We start from the raw sequence: 13,167 nt of genomic DNA, 5'->3' as shown, positions 1-13,167 counted from the left end.
AATCTAAATTCTATTTGTAATCTCAAATTTTCAAATTATGACACTATATCTTTGGTTTGTATTTTTCTTGGCAGTGCAGATTATTCATTTCTTAGGAACATGGAAATTATATGAAACTGCAGGAAGAAAACGCTGGGAAGCAGCAATTCCTGTTTACAATGCTATTGTTTTGATGAAAATAATAGGCCGCCCAACCTGGTGGACAATTTTACTTTTCATACCAATTATTAATTTGATAATGTTTCCTGTTATCTGGGTAGAAACCATTCGCAGTTTTGGCAAAAAAAACACCTCAGACACTTTGCTTGTTATTGCAACTCTGGGTTTTTATATCTTTTACCTAAATTACACACAACAGTTAAATTACATAGCTGATCGAAATGCAGATCCACAGCATAAAGCCGCGGACACTATCAGTTCATTGCTTTTTGCTATCATTGTTGCTACAATTGTTCATACTTATTTCATTCAGCCATACACAATCCCCACTTCATCATTAGAGAAATCATTACTAGTGGGAGACTTTTTGTTTGTAAGCAAAATGAATTACGGAGCCAGAGTACCAATGACTACCGTAGCAATGCCAATGGTACATGACACCATACCATTGACCAAGCAAAAATCATATTTAAATTGGCCACAGTTGCCTTATCTAAGGCTTCCAGGCTTTCAAACCATTGAACGCACTGATATTGTTGTTTTCAACTGGCCAGCCGATACGGTATTCAAATTTAGAGATCGATCTGGACTGAGAGTTGACAAACCTATAGATAAAAAATCGAATTACGTAAAACGCTGTGTTGGTATCCCCGGAGACAGCTTGTCCATAAAAGACGGATTAGTCTATATTAATGGAAAAGAATTGATTTTACCAGAGAGAGCAAAACCACAGTTTTCATACACCATTGCTATGGATGGCAAAACACCTGTTGATCTTGAATATCTTTTCAAGGATATGGACATTATTGATGGTGGCTATTTCTTAAACCAGCAGACTAGAGACACTTTAGTCTTAAGTGCATTGACCGCAGCAGGAGCAGAAAGATTAAAGAATGTTCCAGGTATTACATCTGTTACCAGAATTATTAATAAAAATCCAGACAGCGGTATCTTTCCTCATACCAAGCCATGGAGCCAAGATAATTTCGGTCCAATTTACATTCCTCAAAAAGGAAAAACTGTTGCCTTAAATCTACAAACATTGCCTTTTTACAAAACTATTATCACTGATTACGAGAAAAATGAACTGAAAGTAAATGGCAATGAAATTCTCATTAATGGAAAACCAGCCACGACTTACACTTTTGGTCAAAATTATTACTGGATGATGGGTGATAATCGCCATAACTCCGAAGACAGCCGTTATTGGGGGTATGTACCAGAAAATCACATAGTAGGAAAGCCAATTTTTATCTGGCTGAGCTGGGACACTAATGGCAAGGGCTTGAACAAGATCCGCTGGAACAGAGTCTTTACAACTGTAAGCGGTGAAGGACAGCCACAATCTTATTTTAAATTTTTCTTGATTGCACTTGCTGCCTTTTTTGTAGGCGAATATTTCTGGAAAAAAAATAAAGCAAAAAAAGTTTAGAAGCATATATTGTTTAGAAAGTTTAGCATAGCCACTAAACTTTCTAAACTTCAAATATCAAAACAATGGATATCCTACTGCACCCCTCCTATTTTCCATCTATAAGCCATTTTGTTGCCATAGCACAATCTGACAGCCTTACATTTGAAATGGAGGATAATTTTCAAAAACAGACCAATCGCAATCGGACTTATATTTATAGTCCTAATGGTATCCAATTACTGAATATCCCAATTAAACATTCTAATAAAGCCCATCAGAAAACAAAAGAAATCAAAATTGAACAAGAATTTGACTGGCAAAAACAGCACTTCAAATCACTAGAGGCAGCCTATAGAAGTTCACCTTTCTTTGAGTATTTTGAAGATGATTTACTTCCTGTTTTTCAGAAAAAACATACTTTCCTGATGGACCTTAATATGGAAGCTTTTGACATTGTATGTAAATGCCTGCGCATGAAATTGCAATTTGGTATTACAAGTGAGTATTTTCATGAAATCGGCAATTTACAAACTGCTGATTTTCGTTATTTAGTAAACGGCAAAAAAGACCACTCTGTTTTCGAACCCTACAAGCAGGTTTTTGATGATAAACATGGATTTTTAAATAATTTAAGCGTGCTGGATTTACTATTTAATGAAGGGAAATTTGCAATGGATTATTTAAAAAATCAAATACTCATTTAAACGGGGAACCCAACATTCAATAAGACTAAAAAAATAACCGCAAATTCGCCAATTAAATATAAATGAGGAATTTGCGGTAACTTTAAAATTTGATCAACAGCTATTCCATTGAGAGTTTGGCCATAATAGGAAAATGGTCTGAGTTCTGGAAATCCGAAAAACTCTCGAATTGCTTTACTTCCATTGTTTCGTCGGCAAAAATATAATCGATTCTTGCTGGATAGTATTTAAATTTATAAGTAGCTCCAAAGCCTTTGCCGGCCTCTTCAAAACTATCTTTCAATTTCCCTTTTATATTGCGGTACACATACGAAAAGGCACTATTATTCATATCGCCACAAATAATAATAGGATATTTACAATCTTTCTCGTGTTCTTTAAAAATAGCAGCCTGTTCTTGCTGCTGTTTAAAAGCTTTACTAATCCGATTAAAAAGGTATTTGGATTTTTGCTGATTGATTACGTCAATATTTTCAGAAATCTCACCCACCTCCGGCGAAATCTTTATAGACTGCAAATGCATATTATACACCCTGATAATATCTTTTCCTTTTTTTATATCAGCATAAACCACATTATTGTTTGAATGAGGAAATACTATATGACCTTGATCAATAATAGGAAATTTAGAAAAAATTGCCTGACCTGTTTTAATCTGCTTGCCTTCCATTAAAACATATTTGTAAGGATACACTTTTAAATCAATATCCGCAGAATTAGAAAATTCCTGAACACACAATATATCAGGATTCTGGCTGTTTATAAATTCCAGAATAGTATCAGGAATATCATCTCGATCCAGCCATTTAAACACATTAAAAAGCCTGACATTATAACTCATGACCGTAAAATCTTTATCACTTTCCTGAAATTCTTTTGCAGAGAACTTATAAAACTTATTAAAAAAAGTAATTCCAATCAAAAGAACTAAACCTGACAAAATCATGCGTTTTTTTAACTGAATTCCCCAATACAGAAAAAACAATCCATTAGCCAAAAAAAACAAAGGCATAAACAAAGTCAGCACCGATGCGAACGGAAAGATTTTGGGGGCCAAAAAAGGAAGCAGATAAGCGATGAACGTCAGTACAATAAGCACTAAATTCAAAAGATACATTCCTTTATTAAACCATGAAAGGTTCTTCATTTTTTAATGTATTTTGAACTTTTTAAAGTCAAAAGTTCTCGATTTACACTTTATTATCGATATAAAAATAAGTTATTTTCCAGCTTGAAACAAAAATTCTTTTTCTTCCTGGTTCAGGCTATCATAACCAGACTGGCTGATTTTATCCAAAATCTCATCTATCTGCTGCTGTTTTTTATCTTTCACAACTATTTTAGAAACTGGCTTTTCGATTGGTTTTTTATAGTTTTTATGCACTTTTTTGAAGGGTGTCGAAGGCTTTCTAAAAAGATTAGCAAAGAAATCCAGAACACTGCTTACTATCTTACTCAAATCAGTGCCGTTTTGCAATAATTTCACATATACAAATCCAAAAAAAGCACCCGCCAAATGCGATATATGCCCTCCTGAATTCCCTAAACGAAACTGCATTAAATCCAAAATAATAATTACTGCCGTAACGTGCCATAATTTGACATTTCCAACCAATAACAATCTTACATTCATCAGAGGATTATATGTTGTTGCTGCTGCCAAAACAGCCATTATTGCAGCTGATGCGCCAACTATTGCGCCCTTATAATTCATTAAGTTAAATCCTAATACAAAAATCAGTCCTGCAAAAATGGCACTTAAAATATAAACTCCCAGATATTGCTTAGCTGAAAAAAAAGTCAAAAATAAATAGCTCGAAAAATTGAGTACTATCATATTAAAAAACAAATGCAGAAAACTGTCATGAAAAAAAGCATACGTTAAAAAAGTCCAAGGTTTCAACACAAAAACAGATGCCTCAGATGACAAAGCAATCCAATTGGGAAAATCAAAAGTCCCAGTACTGAATTGATAGAAAAAAACCAGCGAAACTAAAAAACAGCCAATATTCCAAAAGATCATTTTCATGGCAATGCCACCCAATCTATATTGCATTTTCAAATCGTCTAAAATGTTCATGCTTTAAATTATTAGTTATTAGTTATCTTTCTAATTTTTTCATAGGAATTTATAAATTTTAATTCCAGCGGTTTTTATTAAACTGGGTTTTCTTCCAGTACCACATCATTAAATAGCCAGTCAGAGCTCCTCCAACATGTGCAAAATGTGCTATGCCTGTACTTCCAGCACCAAAAATGGATTGCCCTTTAAAACCTAAGAATAAATCAATAGCCAATATTCCTGGTACAAAATATTTAGCTTTTATTGGAATTGGGATAAACATCAATGCTAATTCGGCATTTGGAAACATAAATGCAAACGCCACCAATAATCCATAAATTGCACCAGAAGCACCAACAACAACCCCTTTTGATAACATTGAGGCATTTACAATTGTATTAAATTGCTCCTGAGTACAATGTACTCTCTCTAATATTGTATTTATCTCGCCTGGTAGCATTTTACCTCCTTCATATAACGCACTATAATCTGCATTTAATAGCTGATGTATCTCTGAACTGGTCAAATTCAAGCTCGAAACCTCTGACAATAAAGAATGAATTTCAAAATAATTTACCCCTGTATGCAATAATGCCGCTCCCAAACCACATGAAATATAGAAAAATAAAAATTTCCTGCCTCCCCAAAAATGCTCTAACGCACTACCAAAAGAATAAAGCGCAAACATATTAAACAAAATATGGGCTACATTAGGAAATGGCGCATGCATAAACATATGCGTAATAAGCTGCCAGCCTTTAAAATTATCGCTCTCCGGATAATAAAGCGCAAAAAGATCATATGTTACCGGCACTAATTGCGAACCAATAAAAAAGATAATATTAATAATCAGTAGTTGTTTTACAACCGGGGTAATATTCATCATAATGCAAATTTTTTATCTAAATCTTCCACACGCATGGTGATGAAAGTAGGTTTTTGAAATGGGGATACATTAGGGTCTTTGCAGGCAAAAAGACCATTTACTAAATTTTCCTGTTCTTTTTCGGTTAAATAAGCCCCAGTTTTGACGGCTAGGCTTTTTGCCATCGATTTGGCAATCGTATCATTCTGACTGAAACTATTCTCAGGAATTCCATTATGCAGATCGCTTAGCAGCTGATCCAAAACTGCTGCTACTTCGCTTTCAGTAATATTGACAGGTATACCCGAAATTACAACATGGTCTGCATTTGACTCTTCAAAAACAAAACCAGTATTGGTTAATGACTGTTGTAATTCGGTAATAAGCTCCATTTCGGCTGTCGAATAAAACAAGTTGATAGGAAACAATAACTGCTGGCTCGAAGCATGTTGCACCGTCATATTTACCAAAAACTGCTCGTACAAAATACGCTGATGTGCTCTATTCTGATCAACAATTACCATTCCTGACTTAATAGGCGAAACAATATACTTTTTATGAATCTGATATGTTTTCTGAACCGTCTGCTCCACATCCTCATCATTAAACAATGAAGATGTTACTTCTTCATTTTCAAAAGCAAATTCATTATTTTCAAATGAATAATCGTTGTTGCCCGAAGCAAATTCATTACCTCCAAAAACTGCATTAACATCCTGTTTTACATCGACATACAGACTTTCCCAAGTTGCAGTTGGCTCAACTCTTTTATAAGATGAGGAATAACTCTTATTCGGTTTCTCCTCAGCAAAAGGATTGAAATTTGTATCAATCTGGATTGTTGGTACTTCTGCTTCCAGATTTTTATAATGATAAGGCGTATCCAGATTTGCATCTCTGTCGAAATCCAGCACCGGAGCCACGTTAAATTGTCCCAAACTGTGCTTAATAGAAGCTCTTAAAATAGCATACATCGCACTTTCATTATCAAACTTTATTTCAGTCTTTGTGGGATGTATATTAATATCGATAGTATTCGGCGGAACGGTTAAATACAAATAATAACTAGGCTGCGAACCATCTTTCAAGATCCCTTCATAGGCAGCCATAACTGCATGATGCAAGTACGGGCTTTTTATGAACCGGTCATTAACAAAGAAAAATTGTTCTCCCCTGTTTTTTTTGGCAAATTCAGGCTTGCAAACAAATCCCTCAATATTCATCATCTCCGTTTCTTCGACTACCGGAACTAATTTTTCATTGGTTTTGCCACCAAAAAAATTCACAATACGCTGTCTCAGGCTCGATGGCGGGAGATTATACATATCATTGCCATTATGATAAAATGTAAAATGAATTTTTGGATGGGCCAGAGCTACACGCTGAAATTCATCAATGATATGACGGTATTCAACCGTATCCGATTTTAAGAAATTGCGGCGGGCTGGAATATTAAAAAATAAATTCTTTACGGCAAATGAAGTCCCTTTTGGTAAAACCGCCACATCCTGGGACACAAACTTACTTCCTTCGATAATGATGTGAGTCCCCAGTTCTTCCTGCTCTAATTTAGTTTTCATTTCCATGTGGGCAATTGCAGCAATAGAGGCCAATGCTTCGCCACGAAATCCTTTGGTGTGCAATGAAAATAAATCTTCAGCCTGTCGGATTTTGGAAGTGGCATGACGTTCAAAACACAGGCGGGCATCAGTCACATTCATTCCAGATCCATTATCAATCACCTGAACCAATGATTTTCCAGCATCTTTTATGATTAATTTAATATCGGTTGCTTTGGCATCAACTGCGTTTTCCAATAGCTCTTTTACTACCGAAGCAGGTCTTTGCACTACTTCACCAGCAGCAATCTGGTTAGCAACATGATCAGGAAGCAATTGAATTATACTCGACATTGAAAGGTTTTAGATTGTAGATTAAAGATTTTAGGTTTCTGATTTAAAATCAAACCAAAGAAGGACAAATTTAAGGAATTTCTATTGTGTTTTGACAGTTTATAATCCATAAAAAAACCATAAAAAATGACTGTACAGATCACACGGATTCAGCAGATTATTCCAGATAAAATACAAATCTGATAAAAAAATCTGTTTTTCATACCATGTATCAGCACCATTTATAGACAACTATATCCAATCTTCTCTGGGGCTTATAAACATAAAAAAACCTATACTATCCGATAAAAAGTATAGGTTTTTTTTATTGACAACAACCAATAGTAATCCATTGATCATTCGTAATTGATTTTTTATTCTTCTATCTGCAAAGGTTCATTACCAATCCGCAAAGCACCAGCAGATAATAAATGCTGATTATCTATTGGATGTGACAAAGAAGCCTGCTGGCGTATGTAAGCCATCTTGATAGCTGCGATAGCAGCTTCGGTGCCTTTATTTCCGTGAACGCCTCCGCTTCGGTCAATAGACTGCTGCATGGTATTATCGGTCAAAACACAAAAGATAACAGGAATATCCGTCTGGACATTCAAATCTTTAATTCCCTGTGTTACTCCTTCGCACACAAAATCAAAATGTTTAGTCTGCCCTTGAATCACACATCCGATAGCGATTACAGCATCAACATTCTGGGTCTGCAGCATTTTTTTGGAACCATATATCAGCTCAAAACTCCCTGGAACATTCCAGCGGATAATGTGATGAGGCGGAACTTCATTCTCCAGCAAAGCAGTAATTGCCCCATTGTAAAGCCCTTCGGTAATGGTATCATTCCATTCTGAAACAACAATCCCAAAGCGAAAATCTTTCGCGTTTGGGATTGAATTTTTATCGTAATCAGATAAATTTTTATTTTCGGTAGCCATTTAATTTTAGATTTTAGAATTTAGAACTTAGATTCCAGATATAAAGTTATAATTTTTGAAATCAAAAATCAACAATCTCAAATCAACAATCTTAAATCTTTTTATTGTGCCAAACCAATCAAGCCATCCACTACAGCAGCTTCAGGAGAGTTTTCATAGTTATCTTTAATATCTGTAAAATATTTCAAAGCATCTTCTTTGTTTCCAAGAGCAAGAGCAACTTTACCTGCTTTCATCAGGAAACGTGGTGTTGTAAAATCATTTTTACTGGACTCAAATGCTTTGATATAATTTTCCAAAGCTTCTTTTGGCTGTTTCTTTTGAGAATAAGCATCACCAATTGCTCCTTTTGCCAAAGCGCTCAAAATAATATCTTTGGAACTGAATTTCCCTAAATAGGTAATCGCCTCATCATATTTACCAGTATTTAAATAAGCGATACCAGCATAATAGTTAGCTAAATTACCAGCAGCTGTACCAGAATATTGATCAGCAATTTTTACAAATCCAAATTTTCCTTCAGAACCATTCAATGACAATTTGTATAATGAATCGCTAGCCACTCCGTTAGTTGCTTTTTCAAAATTAGATTGAGCTACAAACATTTCGTTAGCTGCATCGTCTTCTTTTGGATTAGCAATAAATTTTTGATAAGCAAAATAACCAACAGTTACCAATGTGATAGCACCAACAACACCTATTATAATTTTTTGATTCTTAGCAACCCAGTCCTCTGTTCTTGAAGCTGTTTCATCTAATTTCGAAAAAACCTCAGCCGTAGCACTGTCTTTTTCATCAATCGTTACATTTTCAACTGCATCGTCTTTAACTTCCTTTTCTTTTGGTGCTTTATATCCTCTTTTATTGTAAGTAGCCATTTAAAAATTTAATTTAGTGAACGGCAAAAATAAAATTTTTATTCTAATGCACGTAAAAAAAATGTATTTTATATGAAATTTTTAAAAAATATTTTCAACCCTATAGTTTTACTGCAAAATCAGGTCTTACTATGCCAATAATCAAGGCTTGCCGTCATTGAAAAAAGGAGATAAATATATAACGGGCTTGCCACAAGCCCGTGTACTTATTTCCAGCGTACTGATGCTGTACTTCCTATTAAAACCGAGCTAAATCATTCCATTCCAGGCAAACTGTCTCAATACAATTCAAAAAGGACACGTTCTTTCTAAAAGTACATTTTACATGACACACCCATGCAGAGCATTAAAATAATCTTGGAAAATTCTCGTTTTGAAGATAATTTATGCATCATTACATTCTAGGAATTAAACAGCTGTTAAAATGAAGGTTCATTAAAAAGCTGTAATAAAAATCAAAAACATAAAATTCCCATATTTCAATATTTTTCAATAATTTGCACACAACAATAGAGATTCATAATCTTGTAAATTAACTATTAGATGGGTTTATTAACAAAAACAAAAATGGCATTCGCGTTTATAACAATGCTATTCATGTTTAATTCTTACGGACAGTCAAACAATTTTAAAGTAACCCTGGATGCGGGTCACGGTGGCAAGGATAATGGAGCGACCTATTTTGGCAATAAAGAAAAAGACATAACTCTGGCAGTGACATTGAAAGTAGGCAAACTGCTGGAACAAAACCAGAATATTTCCCTGATATACACCCGAAAAACCGATGAATTTATTGAGCTTAGAGAAAGAGCAAAAATTTCTAACCGTGCCAATGCCAATTTATTTGTTTCGATACATTGTAATGCAAATAAAAACACAACTGGAAACGGAAGCGAAACCTATGTAATGGGTATGTCACGCGCAGATATGAATTTAGAAGTTTCAAAAGCAGAAAACTCGGTAATCTTTTTAGAGGACAATTACGAGAAAACATACAAGGGCTTTGACCCGAACAACCCGGGAACTTTGATAGGACTGCAAATTGTACAGGAAAGCAATTTAACAAGCAGTATTGATCTGGCTAATAAAATACAGAGTAATTTTTCAAATTCTATGACAATAAAGTCCAGAGGTATTAAGCAGGAACCGCTATGGGTTTTAGATGCTACTACAATGCCTGGAGTTTTAATCGAAATAGGTTTTATTTCCAACCGAAATGATGCGAGCATACTCGAATCGGATGAAGGCCAGAATACTATAGCGACTGCCATTGCCAATGCTATACTTAGTTATAAAAATGAAAATTTTTGAGGCAGTATTTTAAAAACTGCTTCAACTGACAAAAAAACATACTATCCATTTCCAATAAAAAAAATTAATAGTTTTCAATTAGGAGTACTATAAAAATGTCTGGCTTTATATCGATATTTTTCAATAATTTGCACCCTCTTTACAACATGCTTCAAAAAAGCAATAAAGCCAACAATTCCAGCAAAAACTTCAGATGTATTTAAAAAAAATATCGTTATTCAATTACAAAAATTTCTCCGAAGCCAATTTTGAATTTGACAGCAGGATCAATTGTTTTGTAGGCAAAAATGGCATCGGGAAAACCAATGTACTGGATGCCATCTATCATTTGTCGTATGGAAAAAGCTATTTTAATCCGCTCGCCATTCAAAACATTAAACACGGTGAAGAATTTTTCGTGATTGACGCTGAATTCGAAAAAAACGAAAGAACGGAACTTATTGTCTGCAGCCTTAAAAAAGGCCAGAAAAAAGTCCTGAAACGCAACGGAAAAGCCTACGATAAATTCTCGGATCATATTGGATTTATTCCGCTGGTTATCATCTCCCCCGCCGACAGGGATTTGATTGTAGAGGGAAGCGAAACCCGCAGAAAATTTATGGACAGCGTGATTTCGCAGCTTGATTCCAGCTATCTGCAGCACCTGATTCATTATCAGAAAGTAATGAACCAGCGCAATGCTTTATTAAAATATTTTGCCCTGAATCACACCTATGACAACGATACCTTGTCTATATATAATGAACAGCTAACCGAATATGGCCAGTTCATTTTTGAAAAAAGAAAAGCATTCATAGCTGAGTTTGTACCTATTTTCAACTTCCACCATCATAATATAACAGGTTCAGAGGAATCGGTTCAAATCATTTATGATAGCCATTTATTCGAAAATGATTTACTCACCCTATTGCAGCAGCACATCAGCAAAGACCGGATGCTGCAATATACCAGCACAGGAATCCATAAAGACGATCTATCCTTCGAAATTGACAATTACCCTATCAAAAAATTTGGTTCGCAAGGACAGCAGAAATCATTTTTGATAGCCTTAAAACTCGCACAGTTCGAATTCCTGAAAAAACAAAGCGGTGTAAAACCCATTCTGCTTTTTGATGATATTTTTGACAAATTAGATGAAACCCGTGTATCAAAGATCATAGAAATGGTTAACAATGATGCCTTTGGACAGCTCTTTATTTCAGATACACATCCCGAACGCACCGAAACAATTGTAAAAGCAACACTTCAGAGTTATACTATTTTTAATTTGTAGCTTTTATTAGTAATAACTGCCAATAATCCTGCAAGGTTAAAAAAACTTGCAGAAAATGAACATGCAATGACTTTTCTGGCAATCGTCACAACTGATTACTTTTAACGTATCGCTATAGTTTGAATAATTTCAAATTGTTTAATTTTACATTAATTAAAACAGACCACTCAATGACATTAAAGCATCTTTATTTATCCATTATTTCCTTTATAGCATTTTCATGCCAATCACAAACAGCAGTCCAAACTATTGATGTCACTTCATATTCCGAAAAAATAAAAGCGACTCCAGATGCTCAGATTCTTGACGTCCGCACACCCGATGAATATGCCACTGGACACATCGAAAACTCCGACAATGTTGACTTTCTAGCCAACAGTTTTGTTTTAAAAACAGACAAGTACGACAAAACAAAACCTGTTTTTGTGTACTGCAAAAGCGGTGGAAGGAGTGCCAAAGCATCCGAAAAATTAGCGGAACTAGGTTTTACAACCGTATACAATCTTGACGGTGGCATGCTGAAATGGGAAAGTGCCGGATTAGCCAAACCAGACACCAGGATTATTGGCATTTGTCCTCAGGAATACGCCGAATTGTTAAAATCCGACAAGAAAGTGCTGGTCAGCTTTTATGCGCCTTGGTGTGCTCCCTGCAAAAAAATGGAACCTTATATTCTCAAAATACAGAAAGAAATGACCGATAAGGTTACCGTCATCCGCCTGAATGCTGACGAAAACAAAACCATTATGCAGGACTTAAAAATCAGTGAATTGCCTACTTTAGTGCTATATGAAAACAAAGCTGTAAAATGGCAAAAATCTGGATTTGTCACTGAAGAAGATTTAAAAACTCAATTACAATAATAGTTACTAAGTTTTAAGTCACTAAGTTTCTAAGATAATATATAGATGTTTTATTTAAAACAGACTAAAAACCTCAAATCTTAGCAGCTTTAAATCTTAGCATCTAAAAAAAAAACGTATGCTCTCAAAAGACACCTTACAATTCCTTGCAGACTTAAAAGCGAATAACAATCGTGACTGGTTTCTGGAAAATAAAAAACGTTACGAAACCGTAAAGAAAGATTATCATCAACTAATCGCTTCTTTGCTCGAGGCGATGAAACCACTTGACTCATCATTAGAAATGCTGGAAGTAAAAGATTGTACTTTTAGAATTAACCGTGATGTCCGTTTTTCCAAAGACAAATCACCTTACAAGACCAATCTGGGTATTTGGATATCTTCGGGAGCGAAACATACTGAAGCTTCGGGCTATTATCTTCATATAGAAAATGAAACCTGTTTTGTAGGCGGTGGATTGTATTGCCCACAGCCGGATCAGCTGCAAAAAATCAGAAAAGAAATTCACTTTTTCTATGATGATTTACAAGAAATCCTGAACGATGAAACTTTTAAATCAGTTTATCAAACTTTAAACAGGGACGAGAATTCGACATTAAAAAATCCTCCAAAAGGATACGATAAAGAAGATCCCGCTATTGAATTTCTTAAATTAAAAAGCTTTACTGCGACTCAAAAATTCGATGCAAAACTGGTTACCCAAAAAGGTTTTGTGCCAATGATTGTTGAGAAAATGATCGCCTTGAAACCTTTCAATAATTTCATAGACCGAGCTTTATATACTGAATAACTTTAAAAG

Annotated in this window: 12 protein-coding genes; 6 read left to right on the top strand and 6 right to left on the bottom strand. The window is 34.9% G+C overall.

Annotated elements, in window-relative coordinates; genetic code table 11:
- The first annotated feature begins 37 nt into the window (after positions 1-37).
- Together lepB and ABEG11_RS15835 are read left to right on the top strand one after the other, a co-directional pair.
- Positions 38-1,591 carry a signal peptidase I gene (gene lepB, locus ABEG11_RS15840; RefSeq protein WP_348825154.1) on the top strand — a complete coding sequence of 518 codons (1,554 nt, stop codon included), beginning with the start codon at positions 38-40 and terminating at the stop codon, positions 1,589-1,591.
- 65 nt (positions 1,592-1,656) lie between these two features.
- Entirely contained in the window at positions 1,657-2,277 is a 621-nt protein-coding gene (locus ABEG11_RS15835) for a WbqC family protein (protein WP_348825153.1), read from the top strand.
- A gap of 100 nt (positions 2,278-2,377) precedes the next feature.
- Here the strand turns inward: ABEG11_RS15835 and ABEG11_RS15830 are convergent, their stop codons facing one another.
- The 6 genes from ABEG11_RS15830 to ABEG11_RS15805 all read right to left on the bottom strand — a co-directional run bounded on the left by ABEG11_RS15830 (position 2,378) and on the right by ABEG11_RS15805 (position 8,921).
- Positions 2,378-3,424, bottom strand: coding sequence for an endonuclease/exonuclease/phosphatase family protein (locus tag ABEG11_RS15830; protein ID WP_348825152.1), 1,047 nt, complete (start codon positions 3,422-3,424; stop codon positions 2,378-2,380).
- A 72-nt stretch (positions 3,425-3,496) separates the two neighbouring features.
- The gene (locus ABEG11_RS15825; protein WP_348825151.1) at positions 3,497-4,357 is read right to left on the bottom strand and encodes a rhomboid family intramembrane serine protease; all 861 of its coding nucleotides are present in this window, start codon (positions 4,355-4,357) and stop codon (positions 3,497-3,499) included.
- Positions 4,358-4,415: 58 nt separating this feature from the next.
- A complete protein-coding gene (locus ABEG11_RS15820) occupies positions 4,416-5,225 on the bottom strand; it encodes a rhomboid family intramembrane serine protease (RefSeq protein ID WP_348825150.1) in 810 nt (269 codons plus the stop codon).
- The gene (gene mutL / locus ABEG11_RS15815) at positions 5,222-7,117 is read right to left on the bottom strand and encodes a DNA mismatch repair endonuclease MutL (RefSeq protein WP_348825149.1); all 1,896 of its coding nucleotides are present in this window, start codon (positions 7,115-7,117) and stop codon (positions 5,222-5,224) included. Before mutL ends, ABEG11_RS15820 begins: the two co-directional genes overlap by 4 nt.
- A 353-nt stretch (positions 7,118-7,470) precedes the next feature.
- Positions 7,471-8,043 carry a 6,7-dimethyl-8-ribityllumazine synthase gene (ribH, locus tag ABEG11_RS15810; protein WP_348825148.1) on the bottom strand — a complete coding sequence of 191 codons (573 nt, stop codon included), beginning with the start codon at positions 8,041-8,043 and terminating at the stop codon, positions 7,471-7,473.
- Positions 8,044-8,144: 101 nt separating this feature from the next.
- Complete coding sequence (locus ABEG11_RS15805; protein WP_348825147.1) at positions 8,145-8,921, bottom strand: tetratricopeptide repeat protein; 777 nt, start codon at positions 8,919-8,921, stop codon at positions 8,145-8,147.
- 597 nt (positions 8,922-9,518) lie between these two features.
- Between ABEG11_RS15805 and ABEG11_RS15800 the strand changes: the two genes are divergently transcribed.
- The 4 genes from ABEG11_RS15800 (at position 9,519) to ABEG11_RS15785 (ending at position 13,158) form a co-directional block, all read left to right on the top strand.
- Entirely contained in the window at positions 9,519-10,232 is a 714-nt protein-coding gene (locus tag ABEG11_RS15800) for an N-acetylmuramoyl-L-alanine amidase family protein (protein ID WP_348825146.1), read from the top strand.
- A 193-nt stretch (positions 10,233-10,425) separates the two neighbouring features.
- The gene (gene recF / locus ABEG11_RS15795) at positions 10,426-11,505 is read left to right on the top strand and encodes a DNA replication/repair protein RecF (protein ID WP_348825145.1); all 1,080 of its coding nucleotides are present in this window, start codon (positions 10,426-10,428) and stop codon (positions 11,503-11,505) included.
- A gap of 170 nt (positions 11,506-11,675) precedes the next feature.
- Positions 11,676-12,368 (top strand): thioredoxin domain-containing protein, encoded by a 693-nt coding sequence (locus tag ABEG11_RS15790; RefSeq protein ID WP_348825144.1) that lies wholly within the window; start codon positions 11,676-11,678, stop codon positions 12,366-12,368.
- Positions 12,369-12,486: 118 nt separating this feature from the next.
- Complete coding sequence (locus ABEG11_RS15785) at positions 12,487-13,158, top strand: DUF2461 domain-containing protein (RefSeq protein WP_348825143.1); 672 nt, start codon at positions 12,487-12,489, stop codon at positions 13,156-13,158.
- Positions 13,159-13,167 lie beyond the last annotated feature (9 nt).

Source organism: Flavobacterium aestuarii (genome assembly GCF_040049115.1).
In the GTDB taxonomy this organism is placed as follows: Bacteria; Bacteroidota; Bacteroidia; order Flavobacteriales; family Flavobacteriaceae; genus Flavobacterium; species Flavobacterium aestuarii.
Note: the sequence above shows the minus strand (reverse complement) of the source record. Positions and strands in the feature narration are given on the sequence as shown.